This is a genomic window from Thermomonas carbonis (genome assembly GCF_014396975.1).
Classification (GTDB): domain Bacteria; phylum Pseudomonadota; class Gammaproteobacteria; order Xanthomonadales; family Xanthomonadaceae; genus Thermomonas; species Thermomonas carbonis.
In genome coordinates this window covers 2,402,244-2,421,908 of the sequence record NZ_CP060719.1, presented here as the reverse complement: position 1 = coordinate 2,421,908, position 19,665 = coordinate 2,402,244, and the positions used below count along the sequence as shown (strand labels likewise).

Sequence of the window (19,665 nt, the reverse complement as noted above, 5' to 3'; positions counted from 1 at the left end):
CAGGCTGCAGCGAGGCGCACAGGGTATCAGTTGGACTTCCCGCTCCGCAGCCGCATGACATGCTCGGGCGGCATGAAGGCATCGCTGCGCGAGGCTTGCCAGAAGTCCTGGAACACCGCGTGCTCGGGGATGCGCCCGCCCAGCAATTCGCCGGGACGCAGGAAGCGGTACAGGGCCGCGAGCGAGCGCACCTCGGTCGGCGAGACCCGCCGCAGGATGTGCTCCGGGCCGAGTTGGTCCGGATGATCCAGGCCGGCCGCGCATAGCAGGTCGCGCAATGCATGCAGGGTGTTGCCATGGAATTCGGCGACGCGGGTGGCCTTGTCGGGCACGTCGAGCTTGCGCCAGCGGCCGGGATCCTGGGTAGCGATGCCGGTCGGGCAGCGGTCGGTGTGGCAGCTCATCGACTGGATGCAGCCCAGCGCGAACATGTAACCACGACCCGCGTTGCACCAGTCCGCGCCCATCGCCAGCGTGCGCGCCATGTCGAACGCGCTGACGATCTTGCCCGCCGCGCCGATGCGGATTCGGTCGCGCAGATCCAGCCCCACCAACGTGTTGTGGACCAGCATCAACGCTTCGTGCATCGGAACGCCCACGTGGTCGATGAACTCCGCCGGGGCCGCGCCGGTGCCGCCTTCGGCACCGTCGACCACGATGAAATCGGGCGTCATCCCGCTGTCTTGCATCGCCTTGGCGATGCCGAACCATTCCCATGGATGGCCGATGGCCAGCTTGAAACCGGTCGGCTTGCCGCCCGACAGTTCGCGCAGGCGGGCAACGAATTGCAGCAGTTCCACTGGCGTGGAAAACGCGGAATGTCGTGCCGGTGAAACGCAGTCCTGGCCCATCGGCACGCCGCGCGTCGCCGAGATTTCCGCGCTGACCTTCGGTGCCGGCAATACGCCACCGTGGCCGGGCTTCGCGCCCTGCGACAGCTTCACCTCAATCATCTTCACCTGCGGATCGCGCGCATTCGCGGTGAAGCGTTCCTCGCTGAAGCTGCCGTCATCGTTTCGGCAACCGAAATAGCCCGATCCGATTTCCCAGACCAGGTCACCACCGGCCTCGCGGTGGTAGGGCGAGATCGAACCTTCGCCGGTGTCATGGTAGAAACCGCCCTGCTTCGCCCCGGCATTCAAGGCGCGGATCGCCGCCGCCGACAACGAACCGAAGCTCATCGCCGAGATGTTGAACACACTCGCCGAATACGGCTGCGCGGAACCGGCACCGATGACGATGCGGAAATCGGATGACGGGATCGCGGCGGGCGCCATCGAATGGTTGATCCATTCGTAATCCACGCCGTAGACATTCTGCTGGGTGCCGAACGGGCGTACGTCGTTGAGGCGCTTCGCGCGTTGATAGACAAGGGTGCGCTGCTGGCGTGAGAACGGGACTTCGGCCAGGTCGGATTCGAAGAAATACTGGCGCAGCTCCGGCCCGATCGATTCCAGCCCATAGCGGAAGTGCGCCAGGATCGGATAGTTGCGACGCAAGGTGCTGCGCGCCTGCAACAGGTCGATCGTGCCCAGCACCGCCAGCGCGCCGAACACCGCCACGCCCCACCACCAGCCCGGCATGCGCAGCGCCAACAGCAGCGAGATCACGAACATCAGCAGGCTGGCGGCATAGGCGGCGTAGCGGGACACGGCGACTCCTCTGCTGGCAATGATCCGCTTGCGACTGGTGCCTGGGGAGGGACTCGAACCCTCATGGCCTCGCGGCCGGCGGATTTTAAGTCCGATGCGTCTACCGGTTTCGCCACCCAGGCTTGCATCGAAGCTTACGCGATGCGCGCGGGCGAAAAAAAAGCCCCGCCGAAGCGGGGCTTTCAATTTGGAGGCCGAGGTCGGAATTGAACCGGCGTACGCGGATTTGCAGTCCGCTGCATAACCACTCTGCCACCCGGCCGGATGACGTGTTGCATCTTACTGGCACATGGTCCGAAAACAACGAAGCCCCGCGTACGGGGCTTCGTCTGAACGCTTGCATCCAAATCTGGAGCGGGAAAAGGGACTCGAACCCTCGACCCCGACCTTGGCAAGGTCGTGCTCTACCAACTGAGCTATTCCCGCGTTGAGCCCGTCATTTTAGGGCCTCAGTTCCACCTGTCAACACCTTTTGCTTCTTCAGCGCGCAATGCAGGCCATGCGGCGCGTGCGTACTCGAATCCCGACCACAACGTGAGGATCGCCGCGGCGGCCAGCAGCCATTCGCCGATGAGGAAAATGGGCAATCCCAACAGCGGTTCGCGATACAGCAGGAAACCCAGCGCCACCATCTGCACGATGGTCTTGATCTTGCCCACGTTGGCCACTGCAACCTTGGCGCGCTGGCCCAGTTCCGCCATCCACTCGCGCAGCGCGGACACCGCGATCTCGCGGCCGATGATGACGCTGGCCCACAACGCCATCCAGATGGTGTGGTGGTACTGCACGGTGATCACCAGCGCGACGGCGACCATGAGTTTGTCGGCGACCGGATCCAGGAACGCGCCGAAAGCCGAGTACTGGTTGTAGCGTCGCGCGATCCAGCCATCCAGCCAGTCGGTCAGCGAGGCGAACACGAAGATCGCGGTGGCGGCGACATTGGTCCAGCGGTAGTCGAGGTAATAGACGACCACCAGCACCGGGATCAACGCGATCCGCGCCAACGTCAGCCAAGTGGGAATGGTGAGCTTCATGCGGCGATTCTACGTTGCGTGCCTGCTTCGCGCCGTCAATGGCCTGTCCCCGCCTCCAACCCGTGCAGGCTGGCCCAGATCCGCTCGGCCAACGGACGGTTGATGCCTTCGACCCGGGCGATATCGTCGACCGCTGCGGCCTTGAGCCCGGTCAATCCGCCGAAATGTCGCAACAGCGCGCCACGCCGACGCGGACCGATCCCGGCGATGTCCTCCAGCCGACTTGTACTGCGCGCCTTCTGGCGCTTGCCACGATGGCCGGTGATGGCGAAGCGATGGGCTTCGTCGCGCACTTGCTGGACCATCTGCAAGGCCGGCGATGCCGCCCCAGGCTGCACCTCGCGGCCGTCGGGCAGCAGCAGGGTTTCGGCACCGGCCTTGCGCTCCGGTCCCTTGGCCACTCCGATCAGGGTCACGCCCTGCAGGCCGGCATCCTGCAGCACGGCCTGCGCCTGCGCCAGTTGCCCGGCCCCGCCATCGATCAGCAAGATATCTGGCAGGACGATGTCTGGCTCGCCTTCGGCCGCGGGCCGGAAACGCCGCTGCAACGCCTGGTGCATGGCGGCGTAATCGTCGCCGGGTTCGATGCCGCTGCTGCCGCCGACCGCGATGTTGTAGCGCCGGTACTGGTTGCGCAACGGCCCCGCCGCGTCGAACACCACGCAGGACGCCACCGTCGCCTCGCCCATGGTGTGGCTGATATCGAAACATTCGATCCGCGACGGCGCTTCGGCCAGCCCCAGCAATTCACGCAAGGCCTCCACCCGTGCTTGCTGCGCACTGCTGCTGGACAGTTCGGTGGCCAGCGCGAGCGCGGCGTTGCGGGTCACCAGGTCCAGGTGCGCCGCGCGTTCGCCGCGCACGTTGCTGCGCAGTTCGATCTTGCGGCCAGCATGTTCTGCCAGTGCCTGCTCGATCAGTTCGCGTTCGGGGATATCGCGGTCGAGCACGATCTCGGAGGGCGGCGGTTGCTCGGCGTAGTACTGCGAGACGAACGCGGCCATGACTTCGGCGGAGCTGTCCTCGCCATTGGTCTTGGGGAAGAACGCGCGGGTGCCGAGGTTGCGCCCATCGCGGAAGGCCAGCAGCAGGACGCAGGCCGACGCCCCCTGCATCGCCACCGCGAGTACATCGAGATCTGCGCTGCGGCCATCCACATACTGCCGGGCCTGCAGTTTGCGGATGGTGGTGATGAGGTCGCGCAGGCGCGCGGCCTGCTCGAATTCCAGCGCTTCGCTGGCGGCCTGCATCGACGCAGTGAGTTCGTCACCCAGTTCGCCGCTGCGTCCATCCAGGAACATGCCGGCGCGGCGCACCGCGTTGGCGTAGTCATCGACCTCGACCAGGCCGACGCAGGGCGCGCTGCATCGACCGATCTGGTGCTGCAGGCACGGCCGCGAGCGGTTGCGGAACACGCTGTCCTCGCAACTGCGCAGGCGGAACAGCTTGTGCATGAGGTTGAGCGTCTCGCGCACCGAGGCCGCGCTGGGGTACGGCCCGAAATAACGCCCGGGCATCGCGCGCGGCCCGCGATGGAAGGCGATGCGTGGCCAGTCTTCCTTGGTCACCAGCACGAACGGGTAGCTCTTGTCGTCGCGCAGCATCACGTTGTAGCGCGGTGCCAGCGATTTGATCAGCTGGTTTTCCAGCAGCAGGGCGTCGGCTTCGCTGCGGGTGACGGTGACCTCGATGCGCGCCACCTGCGCCAGCATCGCCATGATCCGGGTGGGCTTGGGAGTGGCATTGAAATAGCTGCCCACGCGGTTGCGCAACGCACGTGCCTTGCCGACGTAGAGCACGCCACCATCGGCGTTGAACATGCGGTACACGCCCGGTGCCAGCGGCAAGGCCGCGGCGGCCTCGCGGCCATCGAAGGCCGGAGCATCAGCCTTGCGCTTGCTCATCTGCGCGCGCTCAGAGTCGTCCCTGGCGGATGCGCTCCACCACGCCGGACGCCGCCGCATCGACCAGCTTGAATGCCTGCTCGAAATCGCGCGCGTTGCCGTAGTACGGATCAGGCACATCCTTCTTGCCCACCCCGCTCCATTCCAGCAGCAACTCGACTTGCCCATGCGAGATGCGCGGCTTGCGGATGCGTGCATCGTGGAGGATGGAGCGATCAGCGCAGAGGATCACGTCGAACCGGTCGTAATCCTCCAGCATCAGCCGCCGCGCGCGCTGCGCGGAAATATCGATGCCGTGTTTCGCCGCGCAGGCGATCGCGCGCTCGTCGGGCGGATGGTCGATGTGCGAAGTCCCGGTCGCGGCCGAATCCACGTGCGCCATCGTGCCAAGCCCCGCCTGTTCCAGCCGCGCGCGCAGCACGCCCTCCGCCATCGGCGAGCGGCAGATGTTGCCCAGGCACACCATCAGGATTCCGATCGATCTAGCCATTGCGTCGCGTGCGCTCCATGTCCTGCCAAGTTCGTTCCGCGCGCGCCAGGTCGTCCGGCGTATCCACGCCTGGCGGGAACGGCGACGGTGCCAGCGCCACCGCGATCCGCCAGCCGGCTTCCAGCGCGCGCAATTGTTCCAGCGATTCGATCCGTTCCAGCCTGCCTGCCGGCAGCGCTGCGAAGGCGCGCAAGGCGGACACTCGATAGCCGTAGATACCGATGTGGCGCAGCCAGTGGCCACCCGGCGGCATCGCATCGAGCGCATTCGCGAATGCGTCGCGCGGCCAAGGCAGCGGCGCGCGGCTGAAGATCAGCGCATCGCCGTTCACTGCGCGCACGACCTTCACGGCATTCGGATCGAGCAGGGTGTCGATGTCGTCGATCGGCGCTGCGAGGGTGGCGATACCGGCACCGCTGTCCGCTACCGTGCGCGCCACGCAGGCAATGCCGTCGGCAGGCGCGAAAGGCTCGTCGCCCTGCAGGTTGACCACGATGGTGTCGTCAGCCCAACCGGCGATGCGCGAGCATTCGGCCAGGCGGTCGGTGCCCGAGGCGTGATCGGGCGACGTCATCGCCACCTGCACGCCGCTGACCTGCAAGGCGTCCGCGATGCGGACATCGTCAGTGGCGACCCAGGCCTCGCGCGCGCCGGCGGCCAATGCACGACGGGCGACATGCAGCACCATCGGCTCGCCACCGATCAGCCTCAGCGGCTTGCCGGGCAAGCGCGAGGCTGCGTACCGCGCGGGGATCGCGACGACGAAGTCTTGTGGCTGCATGCGGGCATTATCGCTGGTCATTGGTGTGCGGGGGACTTCGCCGCTCAGGCTTCGCATCCTGCTCCGATGCGCGGCCGCAGGCCATCCATGGCCTGCTCGAAGCACACCCCCGCACACCAATCACCACAACCTTCATCGCGACTTGAGACAAGCGGCATCAAACAACGCGTGGCGGTAACCGCTCCAGCAAGCCGACCCAGAACGCCTGGGGCAACACTGCATCGACCGGCACCATGAACGCCGGTGCGTCCGCCAGGTCGGCGCACTTCACCGCGTCCTTCACCGTCATCAACACCGGCAACCTGCTGCCGAACTCGAAATCACCCGCTACGTACGCATGGTGATCGGGGAAAGCGTGCGGCACCACCGCTATGCCGGCGTCGCGCAGCATCGCGAAGAAGCGTTCCGGATCGCCGATCCCGGCCACCGCATGCACGCGCTGGCCGGCGAACGCGGACAGCGGCTGCGCACGGCCGCCATGCAAGGGTTGCGCGACCCCCACCCGCAGCCGCATCGGCCATTCGCCGAGACCGGAATCTCGCTGTACTTCATGCTCACTGGCGACTCCGAGGTTGAGCACGCGGAAGTCGCAATCGGCCGCGCGCTCCACCGGTTCACGCAGCGGGCCGGCCGGCAGCAGGCGGCCGTTGCCGTAGCGTCGGCGCGCGTCCTGCACTTCGATTTCGATGTCGCGGGCCAGCCGGTAGTGCTGCAGGCCATCGTCGCAGACCACGATGTCGCAACCGGCGGCGGCCAGTGCCTTCGCGGCGGCCACGCGATCGCGATCGACGCGGACCTTCACGCCAGTGGCGCGCGCAATCAGCAGCGGCTCGTCGCCGACTTGAGATGCATTGCTGCCCGCACCGACCCAGCGCGGCGTGGCTTCGTCCTCGCGACCATGTCCGCGGCTGGCGACGCCTGGTGTCCAGCCCTCTGCGCGCAGGCGCGCGACCAGGGCGATCACCAATGGCGTCTTGCCGGTGCCGCCTGCGACGATGTTGCCGACCACGAGCACCGGCACGCCAGCCTTGTGCTTGCGCAACCAGTCACGCCGATACGCAGTGCGCCGCAGAGCCGCGAGGTTGCCGTACAGCGTGGCCAGCAGGCGTGCATGCAGCGGGGGCGTGCTGCCGTCGTGCCACCACGCGGGGGTTTGCGGCAACGGTTTGCGGCTCAAGCCGCGCCCTCGCGGAACTGCATGGCGTGCAGGTGCGCGTAGACACCGCCGCGGGCGAGCAACTCGGCATGCGTGCCCTGCTCCACCAACCGGCCATCGTCGAGCACCAGCACCTGGTCGGCGTGTTCGATGGTCGACAGCCGATGCGCGATCACCAGCGTGGTGCGGTCCGGGATCAGCTTGGCCAGCGCGTCCTGCACCAGCCGCTCGGAAGCGTTGTCGAGCGCGGCGGTGGCTTCATCGAGGATCAGGATCGGCGCGTCCTTGAGCATCGCCCGCGCGATGGCGAGGCGTTGTCGCTGGCCACCCGACAACTTGCCGCCACCGGCACCGATCTGGCTTTCCAGCCCGTCCGGCATCCGTGCGACGAACTCCAGCGCATTGGCATCGCGCACCGCGGCTTCGATCCGGTCCGGCCCGAGCGCCTGCAATTCGCCGTAGGCGACGTTGCCGGCGACGCTGCCGTCGAACAGCATCACCTGCTGGCCCACCAGCGCGATCTGCCGGCGCAGGTCGGCCAGCGGATAGTCGTCGAGCGGATGGCCATCCAGCAGGATGCTGCCAGCGCTGGCCTCGTAGAATCGCGGGATCAGCTTGACCAGGCTGGACTTGCCGCTGCCGGAACGACCGACGATGGCGGTCACCGTGCCCGGTTTGGCGACGAAGCTGATGCCGTGCAGGACCGGTTCGCCGCGACCTTCGTAGCGGGCTTCGACCTCGCGGAATTCCAGCAGACCGCGCGCGCGTTCGAGTGGGCGACGACCCTCGTCGCGCTCGCTGGCGGCGTCCATCACCGAGAACAGACGTTCGGCGGAACTGATGCCGCGCTGGAGCATGCTCTGCACATTGGTGAGCTGGCGCAGTGACGGTACCAGGTTGACCATCGCCGTCATCAGGGTCATGAAATCGCCGGCCGTCAGCCGCCCCTGCGCGGCCTCGAAGCCGGCCGCGACCAGCATCACCGCCATCCCGATCGCGCCCAGCACCTGCACGAACATCGACAACGTGCCGCGGGTGACCTCGATCTTCAGCGCAAGCGTCACGTTGTCGCGGGTCTGTTGGCCGTAACGCGCCAGTTCCGCCGGCTGCCCGCCGTAGGCCTTCACGTCCTGCTGTGCGTGCAGGGCCTGGTCCGCAGTCTGCAGCATCTGCGCGGAGGATTCCTGGATCGCATGGTTGAGCCGGCGATAGCGCTTGCCGACCTTGCCCATCATCCACGCCATGGCCGGTGCCAGCAGCAGCAGCACCAGCGACACCCGCCAGCTGGTCCACAGCATCACCACCAGGGTGGCGATGATGCCCAGCACATTGCTGATCATCACTTTCAGCGAATCCACCGCAGCCTGCGCCACCTGCTCGCTGTCCGCGCCGAGCCGGGTCAGCATCGACGGCACCGGTTCGGCATCGAAGCGCGACCCGGGCAAGGCCAGGTACTTCGCCATCAATTGCATGCGCAGGTCGCGGGCGACGTTGCGGCCAGCGCGGGCGATCGTGTAATCCGAGACCAACCCGAACAGTCCCCGCGCCATCAGGAGCAGCACCAGCCCGGTCGGCAACCAGTAACTGAAGTCGTGCTCGACGAAAATGTCGTCGACGATCGGCCCGAGCAGCCACAGGGTCGCGCCGCTGGCGGTCGCCTCCAGCGCCATCGCCAGGATGCCGACGGCGATCATTCCCCAATACGGCCTGGCGTACCGGCGCAGGCGTCGATAGGTCACCGACGTATCGAGCTCGCTCACTGCGTCGCGGTTCCGGCCTGCGTGCCGCCCGCCTGCGAGGCCGTGGCGTTGGCGACCCGCTTGAAGCCGAGCTGGCCCAGCGCTTCATAGGCGGTGATCACCGCCTGCCACGGCGTGCGAGCGTCGGCGCGGATCAATACGGTGCGTTCGCGGTCGTCGCCGGCCACGTCGCGCAGGCTCTGCTTCAGCGATTCGACGTCGGTACGCAGCACTTCGCGGTCGCCGACGAAATAGCGACCCTCGGCGTTGATCAGGATGCTCAATGGGCGCGCCTGCGGATCGGCGGGTTGGCCATCGGCGCGCGGCAGTTCCAGTTTCAGCACGGAACGCGCATCGAAGGTGGTGGTGACCACGAAGAAGATGAGCAGGCACAACAACACGTCGATCAACGGGATCAGGTTGATCTCCGGGGTGTCGTCGGCACGGTGGTCCTGGATGCGCATGCGCGGCGCTCAGCGCTTCTTCGGCGTGGCGGCGCGTGCCGGTGCGGCTGCAGGCGCGGGCGAACCCGCCGGCGCATCGAGCACGTCCATCAGCCGGATCGCCTCGTGTTCCATGTCGACGATGTAGCCGGCGATGCGGCCGCGGAAATAGCGATGGAAGGCCAGTGCCGGGATCGCCACCAGCATCCCGGCGGCGGTGCACACAAGGGCCTTGCCGATACCGCCCGCTAACTGGCTGGCGTCGCCGATGCCGTGGTCGAGGATGCCCAGGAACATCTCGATCATGCCGACCACGGTGCCGAACAGGCCCAGCAGCGGGCCAGCCGAAGAGATCGTGCCCAGCGTGTTCAGGAACCGCTCCATCCGGTGAACAAGGTGGCGGCCGACATCCTCCACGCGCTCGCGGATTTCCTCGCGGCTGCGCTGGCGGACATCCAGCGCGGCCGCCAGCAAGGCTCCGAGCGGCGAGGTCGAACGCAGGGAATCGATGTGCGCGGCCTCCAGCGGCTTGCCGCGGGCGACCCAGGCACGCACCTCGTCGCCCAGCCCGGGCGGCAGGATCCGCGCGGGCCGCAGGCTCCAGAAACGCTCGACGATGATCCCCAACGCAACCGCCGACATCAGCAACAGCGGGATCATCGGCCAACCGCCGGCGCGGATCAGTTCCAGCACGCGTGAATCCTCCGACCCTCATGGCCGCTGCATCTCCGGTGCGTAGCATAGCCCAGCCGTCCCGTTGCGCCTTCGCGCTGCGTCCCACAACCGGGGATGCGCGGCGCGGCGCTCCTGCACTTGCAGACCCTTCTCGCCCAGCCAGACGCGGATCGCCCCGGCCTGCGCGGTGTCGACGACTTCCACACCGGCATGGCACCAGCGTTGCACGACATCCTTCCTCGGATGGCCGAAGCGGTTGCCGGCACCGGATGAGACCAACGCCAGCCGCGCGCCCGTGGCGGCGACGAAGACCTCATCCGACGAGCCCGCACTGCCGTGGTGCGGCACCAGCACGACATCGTTGCGAACCGATTCGGGATCGTCACGCAGCAGTTTCGTCTCCACGAAGTGACCGATGTCGCCGGTCAACAAGGCATTGCCATGTGCGGTTTCGATGCGCAGCACGCAGCTCGCCTCGTTGCCCAGGTACGGGAACCACGCCGATGGATGCAGCACACGGATGCGCACCCCGTCCCATTGCCACGACTGGCCTGCGCGACACGGCACGATGCCGGGCACGGGACTGCCCTCGGGCGCCAGCAGGGATGCGACCGGGAACGCGCGCGACACCTTGTTCCAACCGCCGGCATGATCGTTGTCGCCATGGCTGACCACGGCTGCATCCAGGCGGCGCACGCCCAACCCATGCAGCGCCGGGACCACGGCCCGCGCGCCGGCATCGAAGCCATCGATCGTCGCCGGGCCCATGTCATAGAGCAGACTGTGGTTGGTCGTGCGCACCAGCACCGACAAGCCCTGGCCTACGTCGATGACGGTCAGTTCGGCTTCGCCATGTGCGGGCAGGTCGCGCGGCGGGCACAGCAGCGGCAGCCACAGCAGCAGGGCCAGCGGCTTGCCCGGCAGGCCGCGCGGCAGCAGCAACCAGAACGCGGACAGCATCGCCAACGGCCAGGCATGCCAGCGCGGCTCCGGCAGCCAGGCCATTGCCAGCGGACTGTCGGCGACCCGCGCCAGCATCGGCCATAGCAGGTCGAAGCACCACGCCGCCGCTTGCCACGGCCATTGCCCAAGGCCGGCATGCACGGTTTCCGCGAGCACACCGAGCAACGCGAGTGGCACCACCACCAGGCTCCACCACGGCACCGCCGCGAGGTTGGCGACCGGGCCAGCGAACGAGGCCTGGCCGAACAGCAGCACGGTCAACGGCAACAGGCCCAGCGTGGCCACTGCCTGTGCCGCCACGAACCCATGCAGCATCGCCCAGCGCCGCGGCCCCTGATCAGCGGGCAGGCACCACAGCAGCCAGGCCACGCCGGCGAAACTCAACCAGAAACCGGCCCCCAGCACCGCCAACGGATCCAGCAGCAACAGCACGATGCAGCCCAGCGACAGCGTGTCCGCCAGCCGTTGCCGACGCCGCAGGCAACGCGCCGTCACCAGCGCGGCGATCATCACCGCGGTACGCAACGTGGGTACCGCGAAGCCGGTCAGCGCTGCATACAGGCAGGCACCCAGGATCGCGCCCATACCGGCGGCGAACGGCCGCGGCAGCCAACGACACAGGCCGGGAAACAGCCACCAGACCGCGGCAGCGAGCATTGCGAAGAAGCCGGCGACCAGGCCGACATGGAAGCCGGAGATCGCGATGAGGTGCGTGAGTCCCGCCGCACGCAGCCGCGACCAGTCGGTTTCGTCGAGGGCGCGGGTGTCGCCCAGCGCAAGCGCACGTACGTAGCGCGATGATTCCGACGGCACCGATGCGGCGATGCGAGCGCTCATGCGCTCGCGCCAGGCGGCGATCCCGGTTGGCGATGCCAGCCTGCGCGCCAGTACCGGTTCCATCACGTGGCCGGTGGCGGCGATCCGTGCCGCCAGCGCGTGCTTCTCGCCATCGCTTGCACCGGGATTGCGCAGCCCCATCGGCGTACGCAGTTCGACCGGAAATGCCCACCGGCTGCCTGCTTGCAAACGCGCACGCGCCTGGATGTCCTCATCGAACCAACCCAGGCGGATGCGCTTGCCGCGTAGCGCTTCGGGTTGCGACGTGTCGTCATCGACCACGAACTCGAAGCGGGTACGGCGCGGTTCGTGCACCGGCAGTTCGGCGATGCGGCCCTGGATTTCCAGCGCGCGGCGTTCCAGCGATGCCGGCAATTGCCCACCCAGTACGTGATCGGCATGCAAGCCGGCGAATCCGATCCCGAACAGCAATACGCCGGCCAAGCGCCAGCCACCGCCGCGCAGCAGGAGAGCGAGCGCCAACAGCAGCAAAACGACCAGCCATCCCGTCCCGGGCAAGGCCGGCAACAGCAGACCGCCAGTCACGCCCGCGAGCAGGGTCGCGGCAGAGATCGGGCCGAACAGCGCAATGCGGTGGGCGACCACGGGTCCACGGTAAGCGGCCCAAGCCCTCGCCCATGACGGGTCGGGCGATCGCGGCATGGGGACGTGGATCGTTGCCATGCCGGAAGCATGGCCAAGGCGGCGAGCCCTGCCGATCAGTCAATCATGGGCATCGGGGTCGGGAAATCCCGACCCGTTAGCTCAGATCTCGCTGGTTGCGAGCGTGCGCAACTTGCCCTGCTGCAACTCCAGCACGCGATCCAACCGGCGCGCGAGGCGGCGATCGTGGGTGACCAGCACCAGGCTGGTGCCCTGTGCACGATTGAGTTCGAGCATCTGCGCGAAGACGTGCGCCGCGGTGTTCTCGTCGAGGTTGCCGGTGGGTTCGTCGCCGAGCACGCAGGCCGGCGTGTTGACCAGCGCGCGTGCCACCGCGGCACGCTGGCGCTCGCCACCGGACAACTCGCCCGGCTTGTGCTGCAGGCGATGGCCAAGTCCGACGTTCTCCAGCAAGGTCTGCGCACGCTGCATCGCCTCGGCAGTGGGCCGACCTGCAAGCAGCACCGGCATCATCACGTTTTCCAGCGCGGTGAATTCCGGCAGCAGGTGATGGAACTGGTAGACGAAGCCGAGCGACGTGTTGCGCAGTCTTCCACGCGCGGCATCGGACAAGGCGCTCATCTTCTGGCCAGCCACGTAGACCTCGCCGGCGCTGGGGACATCCAGCCCGCCCAGCAAATGCAACAGTGTGCTCTTGCCAGCACCGGAAGCACCGAGGATGGCCACGGTTTCGCCCTTGGCCACCGCGATATCGAGCCCATCGAACACCTGCGTATGCAGGCTGCCTTCGGCGTAGGTCTTGCCCAGGCCTTCTGCTCGGATCACGTCGTTGCTCATCGAATCACTCATATCTGAGCGCCTCCGCCGGTGCGGTACGCGCCGCGCGCCAGGCCGGATACAGGGTGGCGACGAAGGCCATCGCCAGCGCCACGCAGGCGATCGTGATGACATCGCCGGTTTGCAGATCGGTCGGCAGGCCGGTGATGTAATAGACGTCCTCCGGCAGCAATTGCACGCCGAAGACCTTCTCGATGCCTTGCAGGATGCGGTCCAGGTTGAGCGTCAGCAGAATGCCGCCGATCACGCCCGACACCGTTCCGATGATGCCGATCAGGCTGCCCTGGACCATGAAGACCTGCATCACCTGGCGCGGAGTCAGGCCGAGGGTGCGCAGGATCGCGATGTCGGCCTGCTTGTCGGTGACCAGCATCACCTGCGAGCTGACCAGATTGAACGCGCCCATCGCGATGATCAGCGATAGCAGGATCGCCATCACCGTCTTCTCCATCTTCAGCGCGCGGAACAGGTTGGCGTTGTCCTGGGTCCAGTCGCTGACCCGGTACGGCCCCTTCAGCTTGAGCGCGAGTTCACGTCCCACGTCGAACGCCAGGTCCATGTCACGCAATTTCAGGCGCACACCAGTGACGCCTTCGCCCATCCGCAGCAAGCGTTGCAAATCGGACAGATTGACGACTGCCAGCCCCTTGTCGAATTCGTTGTAGCCGGCTTCGAAAATGCCGCTGACCACGAAGCGCTTCTGCGTCTGGATCCCGCCCATCGGCGTGTTGCGGTAGTCGGCGAGCATCACGATCACGTCGTCGCCGACGCTCACTCCCAGCCACACCGCCAGTTCACGCCCGAGCACGATGTTGAAACTGCCGGGCATGAGTTCGGTGAGCTTGCCCTGCACCAGCTTGGCACCGATGACCGACACCGTGTCTTCCTGCGCCGGTTCCACGCCGCGCAGCATCGCCGGCTGGTTGTTGCTGCCGAGGATCAGCGCTTCCTTTTCGATGTAGGGTGCCGCGCCGGCAACACGCGCGTCCTTCAACGCGATATCGACCGCGCGTTGCCAGTCCTGCAGCGGTTCGCCATAGCCGCTGACGGTGGCGTGCGCGGCCATCTGCAGCATGCGGTCGCGGATCTCGCGCTGGAAGCCGCTCATCACCGCCAGCGTGGTGATCAATGCGGTCACGCCCAGCGCGATGCCGAGGATCGAGGCCAGTGAAATGAAGGAGATGAAGCCGTTGCGGCGTTTGGCGCGCAGGTAGCGCAGGCCGATGGCGACGGGGACAGGTTTGAACATCGGCAGCCCTTTGGGTGACCGCCTATCCTGCCATCGATGGCGATCCGGCGGCAGCCTCGCGGCGTTGCATCGCCAGCTTCAGTTCACGCCGTGCGCCGGCATCCAGCAGGTCAGGCCAGAGCACGATGCGGCGGATCCGCCGGTCCGCGCCGCGCCAGCGCAGGAACGCGAGCGGCCCGCGCCATGCCACGCGCAGGTCTTGGACCGCGACGCCATCGCATTGCACGACGCCGAGTCCGGCCGGCACCAGCAGTTGCAGGGCTTGTTCGCGCAGGTAGCTGCGTGCGTCGCGTACACCGAACAGCAAGACGCCGGCGGCGAGCGGCCAGGCCCACGCGCGAGGCAGGTCGGACCCGATCAGGCTGAAGCTGGCCAGCAACGCGAGCAGCACCAACATCGCACCGACCTGGCGCGACGGCCGCCACTCAAGGCGGCAGGGTGCGGATGGAATCGACGAGCGCCGCGATTTCGACATCTTCCGACACCTCATGGCCAAGGAACCAGCGCCAGAGTCTGTCGTCTTCGCTGTCCAGCAGGCGCAGGAACACGTCCCGCTGCGCGGTAGGACTTTGCCGCCACTCGCGGTCCAGCCAGCGTTCCAGCAGCTGGTCGAGTTCGCGCATCCCGCGCCGGCAGCGCCAGCGGAGTTTGCGGAGTTCGGTGTCGTCGTCAGCGACGTTCATGGTTCGACAGGCTCACCACGAACGGCGTAGCTCAGACCTTCCGCGCCATCATCAGCTGCTTGATCTCGCTGATCGCCTTGGCCGGGTTCAGGCCCTTCGGACAGGTGCGTGCGCAATTCATGATCGTGTGGCAGCGATACAGCTTGAACGGATCCTCGAGGTCGTCCAGGCGCGCGCCGGTGTCTTCGTCGCGGCTGTCGATGATCCAGCGGTAGGCCTGCAGCAGCACGGCCGGGCCGAGGTAACGCTCGCCATTCCACCAGTAGCTCGGGCAGCTGGTGCTGCAGCAGGCGCAGAGGATGCATTCGTACAGCCCGTCGAGCTTCGCCCGGTCTTCCTTGGACTGCAGGCGTTCGCGACCCGACGGTGCCGGCGTCTGCGTGCGCAACCACGGCTTGATCGATGCGTACTGTGCGTAGAAATGGGTAAGGTCCGGCACCAGATCCTTGACCACGTCCATGTGCGGCAGCGGGTAGATCGGAACCGCGGCATTTGCCTTGCCGCAATCCTCGATCGCCTTGGTGCACGCCAAGGTGTTGGTGCCGTCGATGTTCATCGCGCAGGAACCGCAGATGCCTTCGCGACAGGACCGGCGGAAGGTCAGCGTGGGATCGATCTCGTTCTTGATCTTGATCAGCGCGTCGAGAACCATCGGCCCGCACGCGGCCAGGTCGACATCGTAGGTATCCACGCGCGGGTTGAGCCCGTCGTCGGGATTCCAGCGATAGACCTTGAAGGTGCGCGGACTCTTCGCGCCGGCGGGCGCCGGGAAGTGCTTGCCCTTCTGGATCTTGGAGTTTTTCGGGAGGGTGAATTCAGCCATGGTGTGTGCTCCCGGTCAGTAGACGCGCGGCTTCGGCGGAACCACGTCGACATCGCTGCTGAGCGTGTACATGTGCACCGGGCGGTAGTCGATGCGGGTGTTGCCGGCATCGTCGACCCAGCACACGCTGTGTTTGTGCCAGTTGGCGTCGTCGCGATCCGGGAAATCCTCGCGGGCATGCGCGCCGCGCGATTCGGTGCGGTTCTCGGCCGAAACAATCGTGGTCAGGGCCTGGCCCAGCAGGTTCTGCAGTTCCATCGTCTCGATCAGGTCCGAGTTCCACACCAGCGAACGGTCGGACACCTTGACGTCGGCGAAGCTGGCATTGATCTCGCGGATCGCCTTGACGCCGTTGGCCAGGGTCTCGCCGGTGCGGAACACCGCGGCATCGTTCTGCATCGCCCGCTGCATGTCGTTGCGGATCACCGCAGTCGGGGTGCCGCCATGCGCGTTGCGCAGCTTGTCGAGGTTGGCCAGCGCCTGGTCGCAGGCATCGCCGGCCAGCGGCTTGTGCGCCGCGCCCGGCTTGATCGTTTCGGCGCAACGGTTGGCGACCGCGCGACCGAACACGACGAGGTCGAGCAGCGAGTTGGACCCGAGGCGATTCGCGCCATGCACGGACACGCAGGCGGCCTCGCCGATCGCATACAAGCCCGGCACCACCGCATCGGGATCGCCATTCTTCAGCTGCACGACTTCGCCGTGGTAGTTGGTCGGGATGCCGCCCATGTTGTAGTGCACGGTCGGGATCACCGGGATCGGCTGCTTCTCGACGTCGACGCCGGCGAAGATCCGCGCACTCTCGGCGATGCCGGGCAGCTTCTCGTGGATGTCCTTCGGATCGAGGTGGGTCAGGTCGAGGTGGATGTGATCCTTGTGCTCGCCGACGCCGCGACCCTCGCGGATCTCGATGGTCATCGAGCGCGACACCACGTCGCGCGACGCAAGATCCTTGGCGTTCGGCGCGTAGCGCTCCATGAAGCGCTCGCCGTTGCTGTTGCGCAGGATGCCGCCTTCGCCGCGCACGCCTTCGGTGATCAGGCAACCCGCGCCGTAGATGCCGGTCGGGTGGAACTGCACGAATTCCATGTCCTGCAGGCCCAGGCCCGCGCGCAAGGCCATGCCGCCGCCGTCGCCCGTGCAGGTGTGCGCGGAGGTCGCGCTGAAGTACGCGCGGCCGTAACCACCCGTCGCCAGCACCACGCCTTGCGCGCGGAACAGGTGCAGTGTGCCCTCGGCCATGTCCAGCGCGAGCACGCCGCGGCAGGCACCATCGGCATCCATGATCAGGTCGAGCGCGAAGTATTCGATGAAGAAGCGCGCGTCATGCGCCAGCGACTGCTGGTACAGCGTGTGCAGGATCGCGTGGCCGGTGCGGTCGGCGGCGGCACAGGTGCGCTGCGCGGTGCCCTTGCCGTAATGCGTGGTCATGCCGCCGAACGGACGCTGGTAGATCTTGCCGTCTTCGGTGCGGCTGAACGGCACGCCCTGGTGTTCGAGTTCGATGATCGCCGGGATGGCCTCGCGGCACATGTACTCGATCGCGTCCTGGTCGCCCAGCCAATCGCTGCCCTTGATGGTGTCGTAGAAGTGGAAGCGCCAATCGTCCTCGCCCATGTTGCCGAGCGCGGCGGAGATGCCACCCTGCGCCGCTACCGTGTGCGAACGCGTCGGGAACACCTTGGTGATGCAGGCGGTCTGCAGGCCCTTCTGGGCCAGGCCGAAGGTGGCGCGCAGGCCGGCACCGCCGGCACCGACCACGATCATGTCGAACGTGTGTTCCTGGATCTTGTATGCGGACACGAATCAGACTCCCAGCGCGGCGATGCGCAGCACCGCGAGCACGCCGGCAATGGCCAGCAGCGCGCAGGTGAAAATGTTGGCGAGATGCGCCAGACCGGCCAGCAACGGCGCATGCACATAGTCTTCGATGACCACCTGCAGGCCGAGCTTGGCGTGCCAGCACGCAGCGATGAGGAAGGTGACCAGCACCGTCGCGTTGAGCGGGTCGGCAACCGTCGCGCGGACGAAGACATAGTCGGTGTTGTTGAGCGAGAGCAGCAGGCCGATCAGCCACGCACCGGCGAGCACCAGCGCGATCGCGGTGATCCGCTGCAGCATGAAATGGCCGGTACCGTCCTTCGCCGAGCCCAAGCCCACGGCGCGCTTGAGCGGGGTGCGCAGGTCCTTGCCGTGCGTGCTCATGCGGTACCTCCGCGCATCAGCACGATTGCCCAGACCACCGCGACCAGCACCACGCTGCCGATGATCGAGATCCAGCTGCTGCGGACGAAGTCCGGGATCGCGTAGCCGTGGCCGGCGTCCTGGACCAGGTGGCGGACGCCGTTGATCAGGTGGTAGGCCAGGGCCCAGCTGAAGCCGAGCAGCACCAGCTTGCCGAGCAACGACGTCGCGCATTCGGCGAAGGTCGCCCATGACTTGTCGCCACCCGCCAGCGCGACCAGGCCCCATACCAGCCCGAGCATGCCGGCGACCAGGGCGATGCCGGTGGCGCGATGCAGGATCGAGGTGAGCATCTGGACTTGCCACTTGTAGACATCCAAGTGGGGCGACAACGGGCGCGTGCGACCGTTCGGATCAGGAGCAGCCATGGGCGTGCGCTCTCCGGGCTGGGCGGCTCACGCCGCGTGGCGATGTCTCAGAAATCGATGCAGCGGCCATTCTTTTCCCAGTCGCCGTAGCGCGTCGGCTCGGGGCCGTCGCGCCCGCCGACCTCGACCGCAAGGTCGGTGGCGGCATCAGGCTTGGAGGCAACCGTTGGCGAGGGTTCCTGGCTCGGAACCACGGCCTCGGCGGGCTCGGGGCTGGAAGGGGATTGGCCTATGATCGACGGATTCACAACCCCGCGAGTTTAAGTCCCACCCCCATGTCCCACAACCCGCAAGCCGCCTCGACCAAGGAATTCCGCCTGCCCGGCCACGATGTCCTGGCCATCTCTGGCCGCGATGCCATGGCCTTTGCGCAGGCGCAATTCATGAACGACGTGGCCGCGTTGGGCGACGGACAGTGGCACTGGAACGGCTGGCTGACCCCGAAAGGCCGCCTCATCGCCCTGTTTGCCCTGCTGCGGCTCGACGCCGAAACCCTTTGGCTGCTGCTGCCGGATGTGGACGCGGCGGGATTGGCGACACAGCTGCAACGTTTCGTTTTTCGCAGCAAGGTGAAGCTTGAGCCGCGCGACGACCTTCACATCAGTGGACAGTTCGCAGCGCCGACGGCTGCATCGGGCTCGGCCGCGGCACCGATCGATGGCGGCATTGAGCTGGATCTTGGCGTGGATGGCGGGCCTCGCTGCCTGCGCATCAGCAGCATCGAGGCAACTCCGGACGAAGCCTTGGCCGCCCGCTGGCGCGCCTTCGACATCGCCCATGGCCTGCCCCGCCTGGCTGCCGACCAGTCCGAAGCCTGGACCCCGCAACAGCTTTCGCTGGATCGCCTGCGCGCTTTCAGCGTGAAGAAGGGCTGCTATCCCGGCCAGGAAATCGTGGCGCGCACGCATTTCCTGGGCAAGGTCAAACGCGAGTTGGTGCGCTTGCAAGGTGCTGGCGTCGGTGAACTGGACGAAGTGATGGAAGGCGAGCCACCAATGGGTCGCTTTGCCACCGTCAGACCCATTGGCCAGTTGATCTGCGCCGAAGGCGACGAGGGCCTTGCGGTGATGCCCATCGATGCAGGCGATGGCCCATTCTCCACCGGCGATCAGCCCTGCACGCGACTCCCACTGCTCGACGGCCTTGCCCGCTGAACCGCCTGC

Annotated in this window: 20 protein-coding genes and 3 tRNA genes; 1 reads left to right on the top strand and 22 read right to left on the bottom strand. The window is 66.8% G+C overall.

Annotation, left to right across the window (positions count from 1 at the left end; genetic code table 11):
• Nucleotides 1-26 precede the first annotated feature (26 nt).
• From H9L16_RS11190 to H9L16_RS11085, 22 genes are all read right to left on the bottom strand, one after another.
• The gene (locus tag H9L16_RS11190; protein WP_425507197.1) at nt 27-1,652 is read right to left on the bottom strand and encodes an FMN-binding glutamate synthase family protein; all 1,626 of its coding nucleotides are present in this window, start codon (nt 1,650-1,652) and stop codon (nt 27-29) included.
• Nucleotides 1,653-1,687: 35 nt separating this feature from the next.
• Nucleotides 1,688-1,774 (bottom strand) — tRNA-Leu (locus tag H9L16_RS11185).
• 66 nt (nt 1,775-1,840) lie between these two features.
• Nucleotides 1,841-1,914 (bottom strand) — tRNA-Cys (locus tag H9L16_RS11180).
• An 88-nt stretch (nt 1,915-2,002) separates the two neighbouring features.
• Nucleotides 2,003-2,078, bottom strand: a tRNA-Gly gene (locus H9L16_RS11175).
• Nucleotides 2,079-2,101: 23 nt separating this feature from the next.
• Entirely contained in the window at nt 2,102-2,686 is a 585-nt protein-coding gene (pgsA, locus tag H9L16_RS11170; protein ID WP_187551762.1) for a CDP-diacylglycerol--glycerol-3-phosphate 3-phosphatidyltransferase, read from the bottom strand.
• Between the two features lie 35 nt (nt 2,687-2,721).
• Nucleotides 2,722-4,590: an excinuclease ABC subunit UvrC gene (uvrC, locus tag H9L16_RS11165; protein ID WP_187551761.1), complete on the bottom strand. Its 1,869-nt coding sequence runs from the start codon at nt 4,588-4,590 to the stop codon at nt 2,722-2,724.
• 10 nt (nt 4,591-4,600) lie between these two features.
• Nucleotides 4,601-5,068, bottom strand: a complete 468-nt coding sequence (locus H9L16_RS11160) for a low molecular weight protein-tyrosine-phosphatase (protein ID WP_187554164.1) — start codon at nt 5,066-5,068, stop codon at nt 4,601-4,603.
• Nucleotides 5,069-5,072: 4 nt separating this feature from the next.
• Nucleotides 5,073-5,861, bottom strand: coding sequence for a 3-deoxy-manno-octulosonate cytidylyltransferase (gene kdsB, locus H9L16_RS11155; protein ID WP_189375898.1), 789 nt, complete (start codon nt 5,859-5,861; stop codon nt 5,073-5,075).
• A gap of 157 nt (nt 5,862-6,018) precedes the next feature.
• Nucleotides 6,019-7,038: a tetraacyldisaccharide 4'-kinase gene (lpxK, locus tag H9L16_RS11150; RefSeq protein WP_187551759.1), complete on the bottom strand. Its 1,020-nt coding sequence runs from the start codon at nt 7,036-7,038 to the stop codon at nt 6,019-6,021.
• Nucleotides 7,035-8,711, bottom strand: a complete 1,677-nt coding sequence (gene msbA, locus H9L16_RS11145) for a lipid A export permease/ATP-binding protein MsbA (RefSeq protein WP_187554163.1) — start codon at nt 8,709-8,711, stop codon at nt 7,035-7,037. Before msbA ends, lpxK begins: the two co-directional genes overlap by 4 nt.
• A gap of 62 nt (nt 8,712-8,773) precedes the next feature.
• Entirely contained in the window at nt 8,774-9,220 is a 447-nt protein-coding gene (locus H9L16_RS11140) for an ExbD/TolR family protein (protein ID WP_187551758.1), read from the bottom strand.
• A 9-nt stretch (nt 9,221-9,229) separates the two neighbouring features.
• Nucleotides 9,230-9,892 (bottom strand): MotA/TolQ/ExbB proton channel family protein, encoded by a 663-nt coding sequence (locus tag H9L16_RS11135; protein WP_187551757.1) that lies wholly within the window; start codon nt 9,890-9,892, stop codon nt 9,230-9,232.
• Nucleotides 9,893-9,910: 18 nt separating this feature from the next.
• A complete protein-coding gene (locus tag H9L16_RS11130) occupies nt 9,911-12,280 on the bottom strand; it encodes a DNA internalization-related competence protein ComEC/Rec2 (protein ID WP_425507196.1) in 2,370 nt (789 codons plus the stop codon).
• 159 nt (nt 12,281-12,439) lie between these two features.
• Nucleotides 12,440-13,135 (bottom strand): lipoprotein-releasing ABC transporter ATP-binding protein LolD, encoded by a 696-nt coding sequence (lolD, locus tag H9L16_RS11125; protein WP_425507195.1) that lies wholly within the window; start codon nt 13,133-13,135, stop codon nt 12,440-12,442.
• A 4-nt stretch (nt 13,136-13,139) separates the two neighbouring features.
• Nucleotides 13,140-14,384 carry a lipoprotein-releasing ABC transporter permease subunit gene (locus H9L16_RS11120; protein ID WP_187551754.1) on the bottom strand — a complete coding sequence of 415 codons (1,245 nt, stop codon included), beginning with the start codon at nt 14,382-14,384 and terminating at the stop codon, nt 13,140-13,142.
• 22 nt (nt 14,385-14,406) lie between these two features.
• On the bottom strand, nt 14,407-14,781 hold the full coding sequence (locus H9L16_RS11115) for a hypothetical protein (protein ID WP_229796591.1): 375 nt from the start codon (nt 14,779-14,781) through the stop codon (nt 14,407-14,409).
• A 28-nt stretch (nt 14,782-14,809) separates the two neighbouring features.
• Nucleotides 14,810-15,067, bottom strand: a complete 258-nt coding sequence (locus H9L16_RS11110; protein WP_187551752.1) for an FAD assembly factor SdhE — start codon at nt 15,065-15,067, stop codon at nt 14,810-14,812.
• A 31-nt stretch (nt 15,068-15,098) separates the two neighbouring features.
• Nucleotides 15,099-15,890: a succinate dehydrogenase iron-sulfur subunit gene (locus H9L16_RS11105; RefSeq protein WP_187551751.1), complete on the bottom strand. Its 792-nt coding sequence runs from the start codon at nt 15,888-15,890 to the stop codon at nt 15,099-15,101.
• A 15-nt stretch (nt 15,891-15,905) separates the two neighbouring features.
• Entirely contained in the window at nt 15,906-17,693 is a 1,788-nt protein-coding gene (gene sdhA, locus H9L16_RS11100) for a succinate dehydrogenase flavoprotein subunit (protein ID WP_187551750.1), read from the bottom strand.
• Nucleotides 17,694-17,696: 3 nt separating this feature from the next.
• A complete protein-coding gene (gene sdhD, locus H9L16_RS11095) occupies nt 17,697-18,095 on the bottom strand; it encodes a succinate dehydrogenase, hydrophobic membrane anchor protein (RefSeq protein ID WP_187551749.1) in 399 nt (132 codons plus the stop codon).
• Entirely contained in the window at nt 18,092-18,502 is a 411-nt protein-coding gene (gene sdhC / locus H9L16_RS11090; protein WP_187551748.1) for a succinate dehydrogenase, cytochrome b556 subunit, read from the bottom strand. Before sdhC ends, sdhD begins: the two co-directional genes overlap by 4 nt.
• Nucleotides 18,503-18,549: 47 nt before the next feature.
• Nucleotides 18,550-18,750 carry a DUF1674 domain-containing protein gene (locus H9L16_RS11085; RefSeq protein ID WP_229796592.1) on the bottom strand — a complete coding sequence of 67 codons (201 nt, stop codon included), beginning with the start codon at nt 18,748-18,750 and terminating at the stop codon, nt 18,550-18,552.
• A 27-nt stretch (nt 18,751-18,777) separates the two neighbouring features.
• Here H9L16_RS11085 and ygfZ point away from each other — a divergent pair, with 27 nt between their 5' ends.
• Nucleotides 18,778-19,656, top strand: a complete 879-nt coding sequence (gene ygfZ, locus H9L16_RS11080; RefSeq protein ID WP_187551747.1) for a CAF17-like 4Fe-4S cluster assembly/insertion protein YgfZ — start codon at nt 18,778-18,780, stop codon at nt 19,654-19,656.
• Nucleotides 19,657-19,665 lie beyond the last annotated feature (9 nt).